Source organism: Cellulosimicrobium sp. SH8, from assembly GCF_025818875.1.
In the GTDB taxonomy this organism is placed as follows: domain Bacteria; phylum Actinomycetota; class Actinomycetes; order Actinomycetales; family Cellulomonadaceae; genus Cellulosimicrobium; species Cellulosimicrobium cellulans_D.
In genome coordinates, this window is record NZ_JAMXMH010000013.1 from 63,208 (window position 1) to 82,685 (window position 19,478).

The 19,478-nt window shown below is 68.1% G+C and carries 26 protein-coding genes; all 26 read left to right on the forward strand.

Annotated features, from left to right (window positions below):
• Positions 1 to 50 precede the first annotated feature (50 nt).
• Positions 51 to 3,932 (forward strand): DNA-directed RNA polymerase subunit beta', encoded by a 3,882-nt coding sequence (locus NF338_RS17750; protein WP_087471308.1) that lies wholly within the window; start codon positions 51 to 53, stop codon positions 3,930 to 3,932.
• A gap of 452 nt (positions 3,933 to 4,384) precedes the next feature.
• The gene (rpsL, locus tag NF338_RS17755; protein WP_021479869.1) at positions 4,385 to 4,759 is read left to right on the forward strand and encodes a 30S ribosomal protein S12; all 375 of its coding nucleotides are present in this window, start codon (positions 4,385 to 4,387) and stop codon (positions 4,757 to 4,759) included.
• On the forward strand, positions 4,759 to 5,229 hold the full coding sequence (gene rpsG, locus NF338_RS17760) for a 30S ribosomal protein S7 (protein ID WP_087471309.1): 471 nt from the start codon (positions 4,759 to 4,761) through the stop codon (positions 5,227 to 5,229). Before rpsL ends, rpsG begins: the two co-directional genes overlap by 1 nt.
• A gap of 117 nt (positions 5,230 to 5,346) precedes the next feature.
• Positions 5,347 to 7,449 carry an elongation factor G gene (gene fusA, locus NF338_RS17765; RefSeq protein ID WP_264031995.1) on the forward strand — a complete coding sequence of 701 codons (2,103 nt, stop codon included), beginning with the start codon at positions 5,347 to 5,349 and terminating at the stop codon, positions 7,447 to 7,449.
• A 128-nt stretch (positions 7,450 to 7,577) separates the two neighbouring features.
• Positions 7,578 to 8,774 carry an elongation factor Tu gene (gene tuf / locus NF338_RS17770; protein ID WP_087471311.1) on the forward strand — a complete coding sequence of 399 codons (1,197 nt, stop codon included), beginning with the start codon at positions 7,578 to 7,580 and terminating at the stop codon, positions 8,772 to 8,774.
• A gap of 513 nt (positions 8,775 to 9,287) precedes the next feature.
• Positions 9,288 to 9,596 carry a 30S ribosomal protein S10 gene (gene rpsJ, locus NF338_RS17775; RefSeq protein WP_012867945.1) on the forward strand — a complete coding sequence of 103 codons (309 nt, stop codon included), beginning with the start codon at positions 9,288 to 9,290 and terminating at the stop codon, positions 9,594 to 9,596.
• Between the two features lie 14 nt (positions 9,597 to 9,610).
• Positions 9,611 to 10,273 (forward strand): 50S ribosomal protein L3, encoded by a 663-nt coding sequence (gene rplC, locus NF338_RS17780; protein WP_264031996.1) that lies wholly within the window; start codon positions 9,611 to 9,613, stop codon positions 10,271 to 10,273.
• A 5-nt stretch (positions 10,274 to 10,278) separates the two neighbouring features.
• A complete protein-coding gene (rplD, locus tag NF338_RS17785; RefSeq protein ID WP_087472814.1) occupies positions 10,279 to 10,983 on the forward strand; it encodes a 50S ribosomal protein L4 in 705 nt (234 codons plus the stop codon).
• Positions 10,980 to 11,270 (forward strand): 50S ribosomal protein L23, encoded by a 291-nt coding sequence (gene rplW / locus NF338_RS17790; RefSeq protein ID WP_021479876.1) that lies wholly within the window; start codon positions 10,980 to 10,982, stop codon positions 11,268 to 11,270. The genes rplD and rplW overlap by 4 nt, the downstream gene beginning before the upstream one ends.
• Positions 11,271 to 11,301: 31 nt before the next feature.
• Positions 11,302 to 12,138, forward strand: a complete 837-nt coding sequence (gene rplB / locus NF338_RS17795) for a 50S ribosomal protein L2 (protein ID WP_087471313.1) — start codon at positions 11,302 to 11,304, stop codon at positions 12,136 to 12,138.
• Between the two features lie 15 nt (positions 12,139 to 12,153).
• Entirely contained in the window at positions 12,154 to 12,435 is a 282-nt protein-coding gene (gene rpsS / locus NF338_RS17800) for a 30S ribosomal protein S19 (protein WP_021479878.1), read from the forward strand.
• A 58-nt stretch (positions 12,436 to 12,493) separates the two neighbouring features.
• Positions 12,494 to 12,865 (forward strand): 50S ribosomal protein L22, encoded by a 372-nt coding sequence (rplV, locus tag NF338_RS17805; RefSeq protein WP_021479879.1) that lies wholly within the window; start codon positions 12,494 to 12,496, stop codon positions 12,863 to 12,865.
• Complete coding sequence (rpsC, locus tag NF338_RS17810) at positions 12,865 to 13,710, forward strand: 30S ribosomal protein S3 (RefSeq protein ID WP_087471314.1); 846 nt, start codon at positions 12,865 to 12,867, stop codon at positions 13,708 to 13,710. The genes rplV and rpsC overlap by 1 nt, the downstream gene beginning before the upstream one ends.
• A 3-nt stretch (positions 13,711 to 13,713) precedes the next feature.
• Positions 13,714 to 14,133 carry a 50S ribosomal protein L16 gene (gene rplP / locus NF338_RS17815; RefSeq protein ID WP_021480428.1) on the forward strand — a complete coding sequence of 140 codons (420 nt, stop codon included), beginning with the start codon at positions 13,714 to 13,716 and terminating at the stop codon, positions 14,131 to 14,133.
• A complete protein-coding gene (gene rpmC, locus NF338_RS17820; RefSeq protein WP_021480429.1) occupies positions 14,133 to 14,369 on the forward strand; it encodes a 50S ribosomal protein L29 in 237 nt (78 codons plus the stop codon). Before rplP ends, rpmC begins: the two co-directional genes overlap by 1 nt.
• Positions 14,370 to 14,380: 11 nt before the next feature.
• Positions 14,381 to 14,680: a 30S ribosomal protein S17 gene (gene rpsQ, locus NF338_RS17825; protein ID WP_264031997.1), complete on the forward strand. Its 300-nt coding sequence runs from the start codon at positions 14,381 to 14,383 to the stop codon at positions 14,678 to 14,680.
• A 204-nt stretch (positions 14,681 to 14,884) separates the two neighbouring features.
• On the forward strand, positions 14,885 to 15,253 hold the full coding sequence (gene rplN, locus NF338_RS17830) for a 50S ribosomal protein L14 (protein ID WP_056653778.1): 369 nt from the start codon (positions 14,885 to 14,887) through the stop codon (positions 15,251 to 15,253).
• A 2-nt stretch (positions 15,254 to 15,255) separates the two neighbouring features.
• A complete protein-coding gene (gene rplX, locus NF338_RS17835) occupies positions 15,256 to 15,597 on the forward strand; it encodes a 50S ribosomal protein L24 (RefSeq protein WP_087471316.1) in 342 nt (113 codons plus the stop codon).
• The gene (gene rplE, locus NF338_RS17840; protein WP_087471317.1) at positions 15,597 to 16,166 is read left to right on the forward strand and encodes a 50S ribosomal protein L5; all 570 of its coding nucleotides are present in this window, start codon (positions 15,597 to 15,599) and stop codon (positions 16,164 to 16,166) included. The genes rplX and rplE overlap by 1 nt, the downstream gene beginning before the upstream one ends.
• Before the next feature lies 1 nt (position 16,167).
• On the forward strand, positions 16,168 to 16,353 hold the full coding sequence (locus NF338_RS17845) for a type Z 30S ribosomal protein S14 (protein ID WP_021480434.1): 186 nt from the start codon (positions 16,168 to 16,170) through the stop codon (positions 16,351 to 16,353).
• An 82-nt stretch (positions 16,354 to 16,435) separates the two neighbouring features.
• Entirely contained in the window at positions 16,436 to 16,834 is a 399-nt protein-coding gene (gene rpsH, locus NF338_RS17850; protein WP_087471318.1) for a 30S ribosomal protein S8, read from the forward strand.
• A gap of 19 nt (positions 16,835 to 16,853) precedes the next feature.
• Positions 16,854 to 17,390 carry a 50S ribosomal protein L6 gene (gene rplF / locus NF338_RS17855; RefSeq protein WP_087471319.1) on the forward strand — a complete coding sequence of 179 codons (537 nt, stop codon included), beginning with the start codon at positions 16,854 to 16,856 and terminating at the stop codon, positions 17,388 to 17,390.
• A gap of 2 nt (positions 17,391 to 17,392) precedes the next feature.
• A complete protein-coding gene (gene rplR / locus NF338_RS17860) occupies positions 17,393 to 17,764 on the forward strand; it encodes a 50S ribosomal protein L18 (protein ID WP_087471320.1) in 372 nt (123 codons plus the stop codon).
• A gap of 40 nt (positions 17,765 to 17,804) precedes the next feature.
• Entirely contained in the window at positions 17,805 to 18,461 is a 657-nt protein-coding gene (gene rpsE, locus NF338_RS17865; RefSeq protein WP_021480438.1) for a 30S ribosomal protein S5, read from the forward strand.
• On the forward strand, positions 18,461 to 18,643 hold the full coding sequence (gene rpmD, locus NF338_RS17870; protein WP_021480439.1) for a 50S ribosomal protein L30: 183 nt from the start codon (positions 18,461 to 18,463) through the stop codon (positions 18,641 to 18,643). The genes rpsE and rpmD overlap by 1 nt, the downstream gene beginning before the upstream one ends.
• A gap of 2 nt (positions 18,644 to 18,645) precedes the next feature.
• A complete protein-coding gene (gene rplO / locus NF338_RS17875; protein ID WP_087471321.1) occupies positions 18,646 to 19,212 on the forward strand; it encodes a 50S ribosomal protein L15 in 567 nt (188 codons plus the stop codon).
• The last annotated feature ends 266 nt before the right edge of the window (positions 19,213 to 19,478 follow it).

Below are 19,478 nucleotides of genomic sequence, written 5' to 3' on the forward strand. Positions count from 1 at the left end.
CGTCGGCACCGGCCCCGTCCGGTCCCGGCAGACGAAGGAAGTAGGACAACTTGCTCGACGTCAACGTCTTCGACGAGCTGCGCATCGGCCTGGCCACGGCCGACGACATCCGTGCGTGGTCGCACGGAGAGGTGAAGAAGCCCGAGACCATCAACTACCGCACCCTCAAGCCCGAGAAGGACGGACTCTTCTGCGAGAAGATCTTCGGCCCCACCCGGGACTGGGAGTGCTACTGCGGCAAGTACAAGCGCGTGCGCTTCAAGGGCATCATCTGCGAGCGCTGCGGCGTCGAGGTGACGCGCTCGAAGGTGCGTCGTGAGCGCATGGGCCACATCGAGCTCGCCGCGCCCGTCACGCACATCTGGTTCTTCAAGGGCGTGCCCTCGCGCCTCGGCTACCTGCTCGACCTCGCCCCGAAGGACCTGGAGAAGGTCATCTACTTCGCGGCGTACATGATCACGTCGGTCGACGACGAGGGTCGCCAGGAAGACCTCCCCAACCTCCAGAACGAGATCGACCTGGAGAAGAAGGAGATCGCGGACGCCCGCGACAACGACATCAACTCCCGCGCCCAGAAGCTCGAGGCCGACCTGGCCGAGCTCGAGGCCGAGGGTGCGAAGGCCGACGCGCGCCGCAAGGTCCGTGACTCGGCCGAGCGCGAGATGGCGCAGATCCGCAAGCGCGCGGACGCCCAGCTCGACCGCCTCGACCAGGTGTGGGACCGCTTCAAGAACCTCAAGGTCGCCGACCTCGAGGGCGACGAGATGCTCTACCGCGCCCTCCAGGACCGCTACGGCACCTACTTCGAGGGCTCGATGGGCGCCGCGGCGATCCAGAAGCGTCTCCAGGACTTCGACCTGGAGGCGGAGGCCGAGTCCCTGCGCGAGACCATCCGCTCGGGCAAGGGGCAGCGCAAGACGCGTGCCCTCAAGCGCCTCAAGGTCGTCAACGCGTTCCTCACCACGACGAACTCGCCCACGGGCATGGTGCTCGACGCCGTCCCGGTCATCCCGCCGGACCTGCGCCCGATGGTGCAGCTCGACGGTGGCCGCTTCGCGACGAGCGACCTGAACGACCTGTACCGCCGCGTGATCAACCGGAACAACCGCCTCAAGCGTCTGCTGGACCTGGGCGCCCCGGAGATCATCGTCAACAACGAGAAGCGGATGCTCCAGGAGGCCGTGGACTCGCTGTTCGACAACGGTCGCCGTGGTCGTCCGGTCACGGGCCCGGGCAACCGCCCGCTGAAGTCCATCTCGGACATGCTCAAGGGCAAGCAGGGTCGTTTCCGTCAGAACCTGCTCGGCAAGCGCGTCGACTACTCGGGCCGTTCGGTCATCGTCGTCGGCCCGCAGCTCAAGCTGCACCAGTGCGGCCTGCCCAAGCAGATGGCGCTCGAGCTGTTCAAGCCGTTCGTCATGAAGCGGCTCGTGGACCTCAACCACGCGCAGAACATCAAGAGCGCCAAGCGCATGGTCGAGCGTGCCCGCCCGGTCGTGTGGGACGTGCTCGAAGAGGTCATCACGGAGCACCCCGTGCTGCTCAACCGTGCGCCGACGCTGCACCGCCTGGGCATCCAGGCGTTCGAGCCGCAGCTCGTCGAGGGCAAGGCGATCCACCTGCACCCGCTCGTGTGCGCCGCGTTCAACGCGGACTTCGACGGTGACCAGATGGCCGTCCACCTGCCCCTGAGCGCGGAGGCGCAGGCCGAGGCCCGCATCCTCATGCTCTCGAGCAACAACATCCTCAAGCCGTCGGACGGTCGTCCGGTGACCATGCCCTCGCAGGACATGATCATCGGCCTGTACCACCTGACGAGCGACCGCAAGGGCGCCGAGGGCGAGGGCCGCGCGTTCGGCTCGGTCGCCGAGGCGATCATGGCGTTCGACCAGGGCACCCTGGACCTGAACGCCGAGGTCAAGATCCGCACCACGGACCTCGTCCCGCCGGTCTCCGGCTTCGAGGCTCCCGAGGGCTGGGAGGAGGGTCAGCCGATCCTCTTCGACACCACGCTCGGTCGCGCGCTGTTCAACGAGACGCTCCCCGTCGACTACCCGTACGTGAACTCGGTCGTCGACAAGAAGCGCCTCTCGGCGATCGTCAACGAGCTCGCGGAGCGCTACCCGAAGGTCGAGGTCGCGGCGTCGCTCGACGCGCTGAAGGCTGCCGGCTTCCGCTGGGCGACCCGCTCGGGCGTCACGATCGCGATCTCCGACGTGGCGACGCCCAAGGAGAAGGCCGTCATCCTCGAGCAGCACGAGGAGCGCGCGCTCAAGGTCCAGCAGCAGTACGACCGTGGTCTCATCACGGACGACGAGCGCCGTCAGGAGCTCATCGAGATCTGGACCCAGGCGACGGACAAGGTCGCGTCGGTCATGCGCGAGAACCTCGAGGCGAACGACCGCAACACCGTGTACCGCATGGTCGGCTCGGGTGCCCGTGGTAACTGGATGCAGGTCCGTCAGATCGCCGGCATGCGCGGTCTCGTGGCGAACCCGAAGGGCGAGATCATCCCGCGCCCGATCAAGTCCAACTACCGCGAGGGCCTGTCCGTCCTCGAGTACTTCATCGCGACGCACGGCGCCCGCAAGGGTCTGGCGGACACCGCTCTGCGGACCGCCGACTCGGGCTACCTCACGCGTCGTCTCGTGGACGTGTCGCAGGACGTCATCGTCCGCGAGGAGGACTGCGGCACCGAGCGCGGCCTGACGCTGCCGATCGCGGAGGAGCTCGCGGGCAAGCTCGTGCGCCACCCGAAGGTGGAGACGAGCGTCTACTCGCGCACCCTCGCGGCCGACCTGGTCGACCCCGACGGGAACGTCGTCGGCAAGGCCGGCGACGACGCGGGCGACGTCCTCATCGACGCCGCGGTGGCCGCGGGCGTCCGCGAGGCCAAGGTCCGCTCGGTCCTCACGTGCGAGTCGCGCGTCGGGACGTGCGCCAAGTGCTACGGGCGCTCGCTCGCCACGGGCAAGCTCGTCGACATCGGCGAGGCGGTCGGCATCATCGCCGCCCAGTCGATCGGTGAGCCGGGCACCCAGCTGACGATGCGTACGTTCCACACCGGTGGTGTGGCGTCCGCGGACGACATCACGCAGGGTCTGCCCCGTGTCACGGAGCTCTTCGAGGCCCGCACCCCCAAGGGTGAGGCGCCCATCGCGGAGTTCTCGGGTCGCATCGCGATCGACGACACGGAGCGCTCGCGCCGTCTCGTGCTGACGCCGGACGACGGCTCGGAGGAGATCGCGTACCCGGTGACCAAGCGCGCCCGCCTGCTCGTGCAGGACGGCGACCAGGTCTCCGTCGGCACGCAGCTCGTCCAGGGAGCGGTGGACCCCAAGAAGGTCCTGCGCATCCTCGGCCCGCGTGCCACGCAGAAGCACCTGGTGGACGAGGTCCAGGAGGTCTACCGCTCCCAGGGCGTGGACATCCACGACAAGCACATCGAGGTCATCGTCCGGCAGATGCTCCGCCGGATCACGGTCCTCGACTCGGGTGACGCGCCGCTGCTCCCGGGCGAGCTGGCCGAGCGCGGCCGCTTCGAGGACGCCAACCGTCGTACCGTGGCGGAGGGTGGCCAGCCGGCCTCCGGCCGTCCCGAGCTGATGGGCATCACGAAGGCGTCGCTCGCGACGGACTCGTGGCTGTCGGCCGCCTCCTTCCAGGAGACGACGCGCGTGCTCACCGAGGCGTCGATGAGCGGTCGTCGCGACCCGCTCCTCGGCCTCAAGGAGAACGTCATCATCGGAAAGCTCATCCCGGCCGGTACCGGTCTGCCCCGGTACACCAAGGTCCAGGTCGAGCCGACCGAGCAGGCCAAGACGGAGCTCTACCCGAGCTTCGGCTACGACGAGATCGACTTCCCGGCGCTCGGCATGGGCTCCGGCGAGGCGATCCCGCTCGAGGACCTGGACTTCGGCGACTACCGCTGACGTTCCTCGACTGCCGGACGGGTGCCCGACGGCGTCCCGCACCTCGGGTGCGGGGCGCCGGGGGCACCCGTTCGGCGTCCTGGGGGAGCGGGCCCCCGCCGCAGGCGGGCGGTGACCTGCTCCTTTGACTACCTGCCGGGCGGCAGGTAACCTGGTAAACCGTGCCCGCGCCGTCGGGCCCTCCGTGATGTCCCTGGCGGGGCGGTGTCAGCGAGTGATCGCTCCCACCTCCGCGCAGCGGGCTCCGGACGGGCCGATGTGAGTGCCCGGGCATTCCGGATCCCGGTCCTGACGGCACCTCGTGCCCGTGGGCAGGGACGGACCATCGAGCCGGTGGTAGGTGGCTGCTGCAGCGTGTCTCGCGCTGCGGGTGCCTCGTGCGATCGGCTCCAGCAGCCAGCACGACCACCATCGGGGATAGCCCCGGTAGCTCGAGAAGACACGGAGACGTAGTGCCTACGATCCAGCAGCTCGTCCGCAAGGGGCGGACCTCGAAGGTGGGGAAGTCGAAGACCCCCGCCCTCAAGGGCTCCCCGCAGCGGCGCGGTGTGTGCACGCGCGTGTACACCACCACCCCGAAGAAGCCGAACTCCGCGCTGCGCAAGGTCGCTCGCGTGAAGCTCTCCTCCCAGGTCGAGGTCACGGCCTACATCCCGGGCGTCGGCCACAACCTCCAGGAGCACTCCATCGTGCTCGTGCGCGGCGGTCGTGTGAAGGACCTCCCGGGTGTGCGCTACAAGATCGTGCGCGGCGCGCTCGACACGCAGGGCGTGAAGAACCGCAAGCAGGCCCGCAGCCGGTACGGCGCCAAGAAGGAGAAGAGCTGATGCCTCGCAAGGGCCCGGCCCCGAAGCGGCCGCTCATCATCGACCCCGTCTACGGGTCGCCCGTCGTCACGCAGCTCATCAACAAGGTGCTGCTCGACGGCAAGAAGTCCACCGCCGAGTCGATCGTCTACGGCGCCCTCGAGGGCGTCCGTGCGAAGACCGACGGCGACCCGGTCGTCGTCCTCAAGCGTGCGCTCGAGAACGTGCGTCCCGCGCTCGAGGTCCGCTCGCGCCGCGTCGGTGGCGCGACCTACCAGGTCCCCGTCGAGGTGCGTCCCGCGCGCTCCACGACCCTCGCGCTGCGCTGGCTCACGGACTACTCGCGCGCCCGTCGCGAGAAGACCATGACCGAGCGCCTCATGAACGAGATCCTCGACGCGAGCAACGGCCTCGGTGCCGCGGTCAAGCGTCGCGAGGACATGCACAAGATGGCGGAGTCCAACAAGGCCTTCGCCCACTACCGCTGGTAGTCCGCCCGACCGGCCTCGGGGACCTCTCGGTCCCCGGGGCCGTCGGCGGGTCTCCGGCCGGCCACCCCGGTCCGAGCAGCGCCCCCGACTCAACCCACCTAGCGAGGGAAACAGACCGTGGCACTTGACGTGCTGACCGACCTGAACAAGGTCCGCAACATCGGCATCATGGCCCACATCGATGCCGGGAAGACCACGACCACCGAGCGCATCCTGTTCTACACGGGTGTGAACTACAAGATCGGTGAGACGCACGACGGCGCGTCGACGATGGACTGGATGGAGCAGGAGCAGGAGCGCGGCATCACGATCACGTCGGCCGCGACGACCTGCTACTGGAAGAACAACCAGATCAACATCATCGACACGCCCGGCCACGTCGACTTCACGGTCGAGGTCGAGCGCTCCCTGCGCGTGCTCGACGGCGCCGTCGCCGTCTTCGACGGCAAGGAGGGCGTGGAGCCGCAGTCGGAGACGGTGTGGCGCCAGGCGGACAAGTACAACGTGCCGCGCATCTGCTTCGTCAACAAGATGGACAAGCTCGGTGCGGACTTCTACTTCACCGTCGACACCATCATCAACCGCCTCAAGGCGAAGCCGCTGGTCATCCAGCTGCCGATCGGCTCCGAGAACGACTTCACCGGCGTCGTCGACCTCCTGGAGATGAAGGCTCTGGTGTGGCGCGGCGAGACGAAGCTCGGCGAGGCGTACGAGACCGAGGAGATCCCGGCCGACCTCGTCGAGAAGGCCGAGCAGTACCGCGGCGAGCTCGTCGAGGCCGTCGCGGAGGCTGACGAGGAGCTGCTCGAGAAGTACCTCGGCGGCGAGGAGCTGACGATCGCGGAGATCAAGTCCGGGATCCGCAAGCTCGTCATCGCGGGCGAGGCGTTCCCGGTCCTGTGCGGGTCCGCGTTCAAGAACAAGGGCGTCCAGCCCATGCTCGACGCGGTCATCGACTACCTGCCGTCGCCGCTCGACGTCCCCGCGATCGAGGGCCACGACGTCAAGGACGAGGAGAAGATCGTCGAGCGTCACCCCGACGCGACCGAGCCCTTCTCCGCGCTCGCGTTCAAGGTCGCGTCGCACCCGTTCTTCGGCAAGCTCACCTACGTCCGGGTCTACTCGGGCAAGGTCGCGCAGGGCGCCCAGGTGCTCAACTCGACCAAGGGCAAGAAGGAGCGCATCGGGAAGCTCTTCCAGATGCACTCCAACAAGGAGAACCCGGTCGAGGAGGCGAGCGCGGGCCACATCTACGCGTTCATCGGCCTCAAGGACACCACGACGGGTGACACGCTCAGCGCGCTCGACGCGCCCGTGATCCTCGAGTCCATGACGTTCCCCGAGCCCGTCATCGACGTCGCGATCGAGCCGAAGACGAAGGCCGACCAGGAGAAGCTCTCGACGGCGATCCAGAAGCTCGCCGAGGAGGACCCGACCTTCCGCGTCAAGCTGGACCAGGAGACCGGTCAGACCGTCATCGGCGGCATGGGCGAGCTCCACCTCGACATCCTCGTCGACCGCATGCGTCGCGAGTTCAAGGTCGAGGCGAACGTCGGCAAGCCGCAGGTCGCGTACCGCGAGACGATCCGTCGCAAGGCGGAGAAGATCGACTACACGCACAAGAAGCAGACCGGTGGCTCCGGGCAGTTCGCGAAGGTCCAGGTGACCTTCGAGCCGCTCGACACGGCCGAGGGTGAGCTCTACGAGTTCGCCAACGCCGTCACCGGTGGTCGCATCCCGCGCGAGTACATCCCGAGCGTCGACGCCGGTATCCAGTCCGCGATGGAGCTCGGCGTGCTCGCCGGCTTCCCGCTGGTCGGGGTCAAGGCGACGCTGCTCGACGGCGCCTACCACGAGGTCGACTCCTCGGAGATGGCGTTCAAGATCGCCGGCTCGATGGTCCTCAAGGAGGGCGTCAAGCGGGCGGACCCGGTTCTGCTGGAGCCGGTGATGGCGGTCGAGGTGCGTACGCCCGAGGAGTACATGGGCGACGTCATCGGCGACCTGAACTCACGTCGTGGAATGATCCAGTCCATGGAGGACGCGACGGGTGTGAAGGTCGTCCGGGCCCAAGTACCGTTGTCAGAGATGTTCGGGTACATCGGCGACCTCCGGTCCAAGACCCAGGGTCGCGCCGTGTACTCGATGCAGTTCGACAGCTACGCCGAGGTTCCTCGGAACGTTGCCGAAGAGATCATCAAGAAGACCCGGGGCGAGTGAGTCCCCACAGGTCGAAGACCCGCACAACCATCAACCTGTAGGAAAACCGCAACGCCCCGCGGATGTAGGATCTCTCGGTCGACATTCGCAACGTTCGGCACATCTACCCAAGTCCCAGGAGGACCCCAGTGGCTAAGGCCAAGTTCGAGCGGACCAAGCCGCACGTCAACGTCGGCACCATCGGTCACGTCGACCACGGTAAGACGACGCTCACGGCGGCGATCTCGAAGACGCTCGCGGACACGTACCCGGACCTGCCGGCGAACACGCAGCGCAACTTCGACGAGATCGACGCGGCTCCCGAGGAGAAGCAGCGCGGTATCACGATCAACATCGCGCACATCGAGTACGAGACGCCCAAGCGCCACTACGCGCACGTCGACGCTCCCGGTCACGCCGACTACATCAAGAACATGATCACCGGTGCCGCCCAGATGGACGGCGCGATCCTGGTGGTCGCCGCGACCGACGGCCCGATGGCCCAGACGCGCGAGCACGTCCTGCTCGCCCGCCAGGTCGGCGTGCCGTACCTGCTCGTCGCGCTGAACAAGTCCGACATGGTCGACGACGAGGAGATCCTCGAGCTCGTCGAGATGGAGGTGCGCGAGCTCCTCTCCTCGCAGGAGTTCGACGGCGACAACGCGCCGGTCGTGCGCGTGTCGGGTCTCAAGGCGCTCGAGGGCGACCCCGAGTGGACCGCGAAGATCCTCGAGCTCATGGAGGCCGTGGACGAGAGCGTGCCCGAGCCCGTCCGCGAGCTCGACAAGCCGTTCCTCATGCCCGTCGAGGACGTCTTCACGATCACCGGTCGTGGCACGGTCGTCACCGGCAAGGTGGAGCGTGGCACGCTCGACCTCAACTCGGACGTCGAGATCGTCGGCATCCGCGCGCCCCAGAAGACCACGGTCACGGGCATCGAGACGTTCCACAAGCAGATGGACCAGGCGCAGGCCGGCGACAACACCGGTCTCCTCCTGCGCGGCATCAAGCGTGAGGACGTCGAGCGCGGCCAGGTCGTCGTGAAGCCGGGCTCGATCACCCCGCACACGGACTTCGAGGCGCAGGTCTACATCCTGGGCAAGGACGAGGGTGGGCGTCACAACCCGTTCTACTCGAACTACCGTCCGCAGTTCTACTTCCGCACCACGGACGTCACCGGCGTCATCACGCTGCCCGAGGGCACCGAGATGGTCATGCCCGGCGACAACACCGAGATGACGGTCGCGCTGATCCAGCCGATCGCCATGGAGGAGGGCCTCGGCTTCGCCATCCGTGAGGGTGGCCGCACCGTGGGCTCGGGCCGCGTCACCAAGATCCTCAAGTGATCTGACGCTGCCTCCGCAGCACTCGTCGAAGGCCCGGTCCCGTGCGCGGGACCGGGCCTTCGGCCTGCGGTCTGCCGTCTCGTGCGGTGCTACCGCGGTCACCTGCGGTCACCGTCACAGCCCCTGCCCCGGTCTCGACTTGGCCAGGCGGCCTTCGTGTGGCAGACTGTTCAGGTTGCCTGTTACGGGCGCGCTCTTTCACGTGTCGAACAGTGTGTTGAACCGGTCCTCCTGAGGAGGGCCAGGATCCCGGGACCTCGTCCCGGTCCTGCGGGTTGAGCTCTCTGTCGCCATGGATCGAGTACCCCGCGGAACACACGTTCCGACCAGGCTCGCACAAACGTTGTGGCCCGCTTCGCGGAGCCGTGCGTCAGCACGGTGCGGACGAGGGTTCACATATCCAACGGCCCTGCGCCTCTCGGCGCGTGCGCCCAGGTGCGTCGCGACTACGCGACACGCCCGAGCGCGGGGGTCGGACAGCTAGCGGTTCGAGAGAGAGAGTCAGACGACGCCATGGCGGGACAGAAGATCCGCATCCGGCTCAAGTCCTACGACCACGAGGTCATCGACAGCTCGGCGCGCAAGATCGTCGACACGGTGACGCGCGCTGGTGCAACGGTCGTGGGTCCGGTGCCGCTGCCGACGGAGAAGAACGTCTTCTGCGTCATCCGGTCGCCTCACAAGTACAAGGACAGCCGCGAGCACTTCGAGATGCGCACGCACAAGCGGCTGATCGACATCATCGATCCCACGCCGAAGGCCGTCGACTCGCTCATGCGTCTCGACCTGCCTGCCGACGTGAACATCGAGATCAAGCTCTGAGGCTGGAGGACATCATGACTATTCCCCAGCAGAACGCGCGCCCGGTCACCGCGGTGCTCGGCACGAAGCTCGGGATGACGCAGCTCTGGGACGAGGCCGGTCGCCTCGTGCCCGTGACCGTCGTCGCCGTCGGCACGAACGTCGTGACGCAGGTGCGCACGGCCGACGTCGACGGGTACGCCGCCGTGCAGCTCGCCTACGGCCAGATCGACCCGCGCAAGGTCACGAAGCCGCTCAAGGGCCACTTCGAGAAGGCCGGCGTCACGCCGCGTCGTCACGTCGCCGAGGTCCGTACCACCGACGCCGCCGAGTACGCGCTCGGCCAGGAGATCACCGCGGAGGCCTTCGAGGCCGGCGCCGTGGTCGACGTCGTGGGCACGACCAAGGGCAAGGGCACCGCCGGTGTCATGAAGCGCCACGGCTTCTCCGGCGTGGGCGCCTCGCACGGTGCGCACCGCAACCACCGCAAGCCGGGCTCGATCGGTGGGGCCTCGACCCCGTCGCGCGTGTTCAAGGGCCTGCGGATGGCCGGTCGCATGGGCAACGACCGCCAGACCACCCAGAACCTGACCGTCCACGCGGTCGACGCCGAGAAGGGTCTGCTGCTCGTCAAGGGCGCGGTTCCCGGCCCCAAGGGCGGCGTCGTCCTCGTGCGCAGCGCCGCGAAGGGAGCGTGAACACCATGTCCGCTCTGACCGTTGACGTGCTGGACCCCAAGGGCAAGAAGGCCGGCACCGCCGAGCTCCCCGCCGAGGTGTTCGACGTCGAGCTCAACGTCCCGCTGATCCACCAGGTCGTCGTCGCCCAGCGTGCTGCTGCACGCCAGGGCACGCACGACACCAAGAGCCGCGGCGAGGTCCGCGGTGGTGGTCGCAAGCCGTACAAGCAGAAGGGCACCGGCCGCGCCCGCCAGGGTTCGACCCGTGCGCCGCAGTTCGCCGGGGGTGGCGTCGTCCACGGCCCGACGCCGCGCTCGTACGACCAGCGGACGCCCAAGAAGATGAAGGCCGCCGCGCTCCGCGGTGCCCTCTCGGACCGCGCCCGCAACGGCCGTGTCCACGTCGTGACCGGCTTCGGCGTCGACGGCCTGCCGTCGACCAAGACCGCCGTCGCGACGCTCGCCAAGCTCTCCGAGCGCAAGCACGTCCTCGTCGTCACCGAGCGTGGTGACGAGCTGACGGTCAAGTCGCTGCGGAACGTCGAGCAGGTCCACCTCCTGGTGGCCGACCAGCTCAACACCTACGACGTGCTCGTCTCCGACGACGTCGTCTTCACGCAGGGCGCGCTCGACGCGTTCCTGGCGGGCCCGGCCACGGGTCGCTCCGCGAAGGCCGTCGCCACCTCCACCGAGGCGGACGAGACTGCTGCCGAGGAGGCCGCGAAGTGACCACCGTGACCAAGGACCCCCGTGACGTGATCCTCGCGCCGGTCGTCTCCGAGAAGAGCTACGGCCTGCTCGACGAGGGCAAGTACACGTTCGTCGTCGACCCGCGGGCCAACAAGACCGAGATCAAGATCGCCGTCGAGCAGATCTTCTCGGTCAAGGTGGCCTCGGTGAACACGATCAACCGCAAGGGCAAGACGCGTCGCACGCGTTTCGGCCTGGGCAAGCGCAAGGACACCAAGCGTGCGATCGTCACCCTCCGCGAGGGCACGATCGACATCTTCGGCTGAGCCGACGAGAGCAGATTGAGGACAGATCCCCATGGGAATCCGTAAGTACAAGCCGACGACGCCCGGCCGCCGCGGCTCGAGCGTCGCCGACTTCGCCGAGATCACGCGCTCGCAGCCGGAGAAGTCTCTGGTCCGCCCGCTCTCGAAGAGCGGCGGCCGCAACAGCTCCGGCCGGATCACCACCCGTCACAAGGGTGGTGGCCACAAGCGTGCGTACCGCGTGATCGACTTCCGTCGCCACGACAAGGACGGCGTGCCCGCCAAGGTCGCGCACATCGAGTACGACCCCAACCGCACGGCGCGCATCGCGCTCCTGCACTACGCGGACGGCGAGAAGCGCTACATCATCGCGCCGGCCAAGCTCAAGCAGGGCGACGTCGTCGAGAACGGCGCGGGCGCGGACATCAAGCCCGGCAACAACCTGCCGCTGCGCAACATCCCGACCGGTACGGTCATCCACGCCATCGAGCTCAAGCCCGGTGGCGGCGCGAAGATCGCCCGCTCGGCGGGTGCGTCCGTGCAGCTCGTCGCCAAGGACGGGCCGTACGCGCAGCTGCGCATGCCGTCCGGCGAGATCCGCAACGTCGACCTGCGCTGCCGCGCGACGGTCGGCGAGGTGGGCAACGCCGAGCAGTCGAACATCAACTGGGGCAAGGCCGGCCGCATGCGCTGGAAGGGCAAGCGCCCGACCGTCCGTGGTGTCGCCATGAACCCGATCGACCACCCGCACGGTGGTGGTGAGGGCAAGACCTCCGGTGGTCGCCACCCGGTGAGCCCGTGGGGCCAGCCGGAGGGTCGTACCCGCCGTCCGAACAAGCCGAGCGACAAGCTGATCGTGCGTCGTCGCCGTACCGGCAAGAAGCGCTGATAGGAGCCTGGAGACATGCCTCGTAGCCTGAAGAAGGGCCCCTTCGTCGACGACCACCTGCAGAAGAAGGTGGACGCTCAGAACGAGAAGGGGACCAAGAACGTCATCAAGACCTGGTCCCGTCGGTCGGTCATCACGCCCGACTTCCTCGGTCACACGTTCGCCGTGCACGACGGTCGCAAGCACACGCCGGTGTTCGTCACCGAGTCGATGGTCGGCCACAAGCTCGGCGAGTTCGCTCCCACGCGGACCTTCCGCGGCCACGTGAAGGACGACAAGAAGGGTCGTCGCCGCTGACCCCCGGGTCAGTCTGGTGACGACCTGGACGGTCAAGAGACAAGAAGGCAGGACAGCAATGGAAGCCAAGGCGCAGGCGCGGTTCGTCCGTGTCACGCCCCAGAAGGCCCGGCGCGTCGTGGACCTCATCCGTGGCAAGCAGGCCTCCGAGGCCGTCGCGGTGCTGAAGTTCGCACCGCAGGCGGCGAGCGAGCCCGTCCGCAAGGTCGTGGAGAGCGCGATCGCCAACGCCCGGGTGAAGGCAGACCGTGCGAGCGAGGCGTTCGAGGAGCAGGAGCTCGTCGTGCGTGAGGCGTTCGTCGACGAGGGCCCGACCCTCAAGCGTTTCCGCCCGCGGGCCCAGGGCCGTGCGAACCGCATCCTCAAGCGCACCAGCCACATCACCGTGGTCGTCGCTCCGCGTGAGAACACGAAGGGAAGTGCCCGATAGTGGGACAGAAGGTTCACCCGCACGGGTACCGCCTCGGCATCACCACCGACCACCGGTCGCGCTGGTTCGCCGACAGCACCAAGCCCGGACAGCGGTACCGCGACTACGTCCGCGAGGACGTCCAGATCCGCAAGCTCATGAGCACCGGTCTCGAGCGCGCAGGCATCTCCAAGGTCGAGATCGAGCGCACCCGTGACCGCGTCCGCGTGGACATCCACACGGCACGCCCGGGCATCGTCATCGGTCGCCGTGGCGCCGAGGCGGACCGCATCCGCGGCGAGCTGGAGAAGCTCACCGGCAAGCAGGTGCAGCTCAACATCCTCGAGGTGAAGAACGCCGAGACGGACGCGCAGCTCGTCGCGCAGGGCATCGCCGAGCAGCTCGCGAGCCGCGTCTCGTTCCGTCGTGCGATGCGCAAGGGCATCCAGTCGGCCCAGCGCGCCGGTGCCAAGGGCATCCGCGTGCAGGTCGCCGGCCGCCTCGGCGGCGCCGAGATGAGCCGGTCGGAGTTCTACCGCGAGGGTCGTGTGCCGCTGCACACGCTCCGCGCGTACATCGACTACGGCTTCTTCGAGGCCCGCACGACCTTCGGCCGCATCGGCGTGAAGGTCTGGATCTACAAGGGCGACGTCACCGAGAAGGAGTTCGCCGCGCAGCAGGCCACGGCCGCTCCGCGCCAGGGCCGTGGTGGCCCGCGCGGTGAGCGTGGCGGCGACCGTCGTGGTGGTGGCCGTCGTCCCGAGCGTTCGGGCGAGCGGACCTCCGGGTCCGAGGCGCCGGCCGCGGCTGAGCAGTCCGCTCCTGCCGCGGAGGCGAAGGCCCCTGAGACCGGAACGGAGGCCTGAGTCATGCTGATCCCGCGCAGGCTCAAGCACCGCAAGCAGCACCACCCGTCGCGCTCCGGCGCGGCGAAGGGTGGCACGCAGATCTCGTTCGGTGAGTACGGCATCCAGGCTCTCGAGCCGGCGTACGTCACGAACCGGCAGATCGAGGCTGCTCGTATCGCGATGACCCGCCACATCAAGCGTGGCGGCAAGGTCTGGATCAACATCTACCCGGACCGTCCCCTGACCAAGAAGCCTGCCGAGACCCGCATGGGTTCCGGTAAGGGTTCGCCGGAGTGGTGGGTCGCCAATGTCAAGCCCGGCCGGATCGTCTTCGAGCTGGCCGGTGTCCCGGAGGACCTGGCTCGCGAGGCGATGCGCCGCGCGATCCACAAGCTCCCGATGAAGTGCCGTTTCGTGGTGCGCGAGGGTGGTGGCAACTGATGGCAATCGGAACGAAGGGGCTCGCCCCCGTCGACCTCGACGCCATGGACGACGAGACGCTCGTCGCCGAGCTCAAGAAGGTCAAGGAGGAGCTCTTCAACCTCCGCTTCCAGTCGGCCACCGGCCAGCTGGAGAGCCACGGGCGCCTCAAGGCCGTCCGCCGCGACATCGCGCGGATCTACACGATCCTGCGTGAGCGCGAGCTCGGCATCCGTACCGCGCCGAGCGCCGAGTGAGTGAGGCTGGAATGAGCGAGAACGCAACCAACGCGCCCGACGTCGCCGAGGCGACCGAGGAGCGCGCGAACCGCAAGACGCGCCGCGGCTACGTCGTGAGCGACAAGATGGACAAGACCGTGGTGGTCGAGGTCGAGGACCGGGTCAAGCACCCGCTCTACGGCAAGGTCATCCGCCGCACGAGCAAGGTCAAGGTCCACGACGAGCAGAACACTGCCGGCGTGGGCGACCTCGTGCTCATCATGGAGACCCGCCCGCTGTCCGCGACCAAGCGGTGGCGCCTCGTGGAGATCCTCGAGAAGGCCAAGTGATCCACCGGTCGTGACGGGCGGGCACGCTCGCCCGTCACGACCGCTCTCGTGCCGCACCGCGGTGCGGCAACCAGTGAGGACAGGTCGGGCGGGTCCACCGCCCGGTCCTGGCCGGTTCACCCGCGAGGGACCCGGCACTGACAGCTATCCGTTCGGCAAGGCTCGCCCCGCGCGAGAACCGGCTCGACGACAGGAGTTCATTACATGATCCAGCAGGAGTCGCGACTTCGTGTCGCCGACAACACGGGTGCCAAGGAGATTCTCTGCATCCGTGTTCTCGGTGGCTCGGGCCGTCGCTACGCCGGAATCGGCGACGTCATCGTCGCAACCGTCAAGGACGCGATCCCGGGCGGCAACGTGAAGAAGGGCGACGTGGTCAAGGCCGTCATCGTCCGTACCGCCAAGGAGCGCCGTCGTCCGGACGGTTCCTACATCAAGTTCGACGAGAACGCCGCCGTGATCCTCAAGAACGACGGCGAGCCGCGCGGGACGCGCATCTTCGGCCCGGTCGGGCGCGAGCTGCGCGACAAGCGGTTCATGAAGATCATCTCGCTGGCTCCGGAGGTGCTCTGACCATGGCCAAGATCAAGAAGGGCGACCTCGTCGTCGTCATCGCCGGCAAGGACAAGGGCAAGCAGGGCCGCGTCCTCGAGGTGCTCACCGACCGTGACCGCGTCATCGTCGAGGGCGTCCAGCGCATCACCAAGCACACCAAGGTCGGCCAGTCGCAGCGCGGCACGCGGACCGGTGGGATCGAGACCGTCGAGGCCCCGATCCACATCAGCAACGTGATGGTCGTCGACCCGGAGACCAAGAAGGGCACCCGCGTCGGGTACCGCACCGAAGAGGTCGAGCGTGACGGCCGCAAGCGCACCGTGCGCGTGCGTGTCGCCAAGCGCTCCGGGAAGGACATCTGATGAGCACCGAGATCGTTGCCCCCGAGGTGCCTCGCCTGAAGCAGCGCTACCGCGAGGAGATCGTCGCCGGTCTGCGCGAGGAGTTCGGGCACGAGAACGTCAACCAGGTCGCCCGCGTCACGAAGATCGTCGTGAACATGGGTGTCGGTGACGCGGCCAAGGACTCGAAGCTCATCGAGGGTGCTATCCGCGACCTGTCCGCGATCACCGGCCAGAAGCCGCAGGTGACCAAGGCCCGCAAGTCCATCGCGCAGTTCAAGCTGCGCGAGGGCATGCCGATCGGTGCGCACGTCACGCTGCGCGGCGACCGCATGTGGGAGTTCCTCGACCGTCTCCTGTCGATCGCCCTGCCGCGCATCCGCGACTTCCGCGGCCTGTCGCCCAAGCAGTTCGACGGGCACGGCAACTACACGTTCGGCCTCACGGAGCAGTCGATGTTCCACGAGATCGACCAGGACAAGATCGACCGTGTCCGCGGTATGGACATCACGATCGTGACCACGGCGACGACCGACGACGAGGGCCGCTCCCTGCTGCGCCGTCTCGGCTTCCCCTTCAAGGAGAACTGACATGGCGAAGAAGGCCCTGATCAACAAGGCGGCCGCCAAGCCCAAGTTCGCGGTCCGCGCCTACACCCGGTGCCAGAAGTGCGGTCGCCCGCACTCGGTGTACCGCAAGTTCGGCCTGTGCCGCATCTGCGTGCGCGAGATGGCCCACCGTGGTGAGCTTCCCGGCGTCACCAAGAGCAGCTGGTAACAACTACGTCGTAGGTCCTGGCGGAGCGCGTCGCACGACGCGCCTCCGCCCGGATACCACGTCGAGGAAGGGCTAGAGCCCGATGACGATGACCGACCCGATCGCAGACATGCTGACGCGTCTGCGGAACGCGAACTCGGCTTACCACGAGACGGTGACCATGCCGTACTCGAAGCTGAAGTCGCACATTGCCGAGATCCTCCAGGCCGAGGGCTACATCTCCGGCTGGAGCGTCGAGGACGCGACGGTGGGCAAGAACCTCACCATCCAGCTGAAGTTCGGCCCGAACCGTGAGCGCAGCCTTGCCGGCGTGCGCCGCGTGTCCAAGCCGGGCCTGCGCAAGTACGCCAAGTCCACCGAGCTGCCCAAGGTTCTGGGCGGTCTGGGCGTGGCGATCCTGTCCACGTCCTCTGGTCTGCTCACCGACAAGCAGGCCGCCAAGAAGGGCGTGGGCGGCGAAGTCCTCGCCTACGTCTGGTAATCCGGAAAGGAGATACGCCATGTCTCGAATCGGCAAGATCCCCGTTCCGGTTCCCGCCGGAGTGGACGTCACCATCAGCGGTGCGCTCGTGACCGTGAAGGGCCCCAAGGGCTCTCTCGAGCACCACGTGCCCGCCCCCATCCAGGTCGCTCAGGAGGACGGCACCCTCGTGGTGACGCGCCCGAACGACGAGCGCGAGTCCCGCGCGCTGCACGGCCTCACGCGCACCCTCCTGGCGAACATCGTCGAGGGCGTGACGCAGGGCTACGAGAAGAAGCTCGAGATCGTCGGCACCGGTTACCGCGTGACGGCCAAGGGCTCGGACCTCGAGTTCGCCCTCGGCTTCAGCCACCCGGTCGTCGTGACGCCGCCCGCGGGCATCGCGTTCGCGGTCGAGAGCCCGACGAAGTTCTCGGTCTCCGGCATCGACAAGCAGCAGGTCGGCGAGGTCGCAGCGAACATCCGCAAGATCCGCAAGCCCGAGCCGTACAAGGGCAAGGGTGTGCGTTACGCCGGCGAGGTCGTCCGCCGCAAGGTCGGAAAGGCTGGTAAGTAACGATGGCTCTGAAGGTTCTCGGCAAGGGCAAGGCCGTCGCGCGTCAGCGCCGCCACCTGCGCCTGCGCAAGAAGATCAAGGGGACCGCCGGTCGTCCGCGCCTCGTGGTGACGCGCTCGACGCGTCACATCACGGCCCAGGTCGTGGACGACACGATCGGTCAGACGCTCGCGTCGGCCTCGTCGCTCGAGGCGGACCTGCGTGCGCTCGACGGCGACAAGAGCGCCAAGGCCCGCAAGGTCGGCGAGCTCGTCGCCGAGCGTGCGAAGGCCAAGGGCGTCGACGCCGTCGTCTTCGACCGTGGTGGCAACAAGTACCACGGTCGGGTCGCTGCGGTCGCCGACGGCGCTCGCGAGGGCGGTCTGTCCCTGTGACGACGCCGACCATCCCCACACGGAAGCAAAGGATTCTCTGATGGCTGCAGGGCAGCGCAGCAACACCGGCGCCCCCACGGGTGCCGCCAACGAGTCGAGCGACCAGAACGCGCGCGGGGGGCGCCGCGACGACCGTCGTGGTGACCGTCGCGACGGTCGCCGTGGCGACGCAGCCGAGAAGAACGCCTTCGTCGAGCGCGTCGTCACCATCAACCGCGTCTCCAAGGTCGTCAAGGGCGGCCGCCGCTTCAGCTTCACCGCGCTGGTCGTGGTGGGCGACGGCGACGGCACGGTCGGCGTCGGCTACGGCAAGGCGAAGGAGGTGCCCGCGGCGATCGCCAAGGGTGTCGAGGAGGCCAAGAAGAACTTCTTCAAGGTCCCGCGCATCCAGGGCACCATCCCGCACCCCATCCAGGGTGAGGCCGCCGCCGGCGTCGTGTTCCTCCGTCCGGCCGCTCCCGGTACCGGTGTGATCGCCGGTGGTCCGGTGCGCGCCGTGCTGGAGTGCGCGGGCATCCACGACGTGCTGAGCAAGTCGCTCGGCTCGTCCAACGCGATCAACATCGTGCACGCGACCGTCGAGGCCCTGCGCAACCTGGAGCAGCCTGAGGCTGTCGCCGCGCGCCGTGGTCTCCCGCTCGAGGACGTGGCCCCGGCCGCGCTCCTGCGTGCCCGTGCTGCGGGGGTGAACGCCTGATGGCCAGGCTCAAGGTGACCCAGACGAAGTCCGCCATCGGCGGCAAGCAGAACCAGCGCGACACGCTGCGCACTCTGGGCCTCAAGCGGATCGGCGACACCGCCGTGAAGGAGGACCGCCCGGAGATCCGCGGCATGGTCGCGACGGTGGCGCACCTCGTCACCGTTGAGGAGGTCGAGTGACCATGGCTGAGAAGGCCACCAAGGAGACCGCCGAGGCTCCGAAGAAGAAGGCTGCTGCGAAGGCCCCCGCGAAGGCGGAGACCGCGACTGCCGCGAAGCAGTCGGGCAAGCAGACCGAGGGTGCCGGCGGCACGCTCAAGATCCACCACCTGCGTCCGGCTCCCGGCGCCAAGAAGGCCAAGACCCGCGTGGGTCGTGGTGAGGCGTCGAAGGGTAAGACGGCGGGCCGCGGTACCAAGGGTACGAAGGCTCGTTACCAGGTTCCCGAGCGCTTCGAGGGCGGGCAGATGCCTCTGCACATGCGCCTCCCGAAGCTGCGCGGCTTCAAGAACCCGTTCCGCACCGAGTACCAGGTCGTGAACCTGGACAAGCTCGCGGCGCTGTACCCCGAGGGTGGCCAGGTCACCGTCGAGGACCTCGTCGCGAAGGGCGCGGTCCGCAAGGGCCAGCTCGTGAAGGTGCTGGGCACGGGCGAGATCACCGTCAAGCTCGAGGTCGCGGTCGACGCCCTCTCGGGCGCGGCTCGCGAGAAGATCCTCGCGGCCGGCGGCTCGGTCTCGGAGGACTGACACCCCTGGACAGGGCCGGTGGCGCACACGCGCCGTCGGCCCTGTCCGCGTCTGGGAACGTCTTCCTGCACGACCCGTGGTCCGTCCGGCAGCGCGCCACGGTTAGACTCTCCGACGGTTGTCTCCCCGCACCCCGGGGTGACCGCCGTCACTCTCAGGTCCACGGTCGGTCCGTCCGGTCGTCGGGACCGACTTGCCGTTCGACGCGGCGCTACGGCTAGGGTGCCTCTTGGCGCCCGTGCCGTGCGTCACACCTCGCCGGGCCT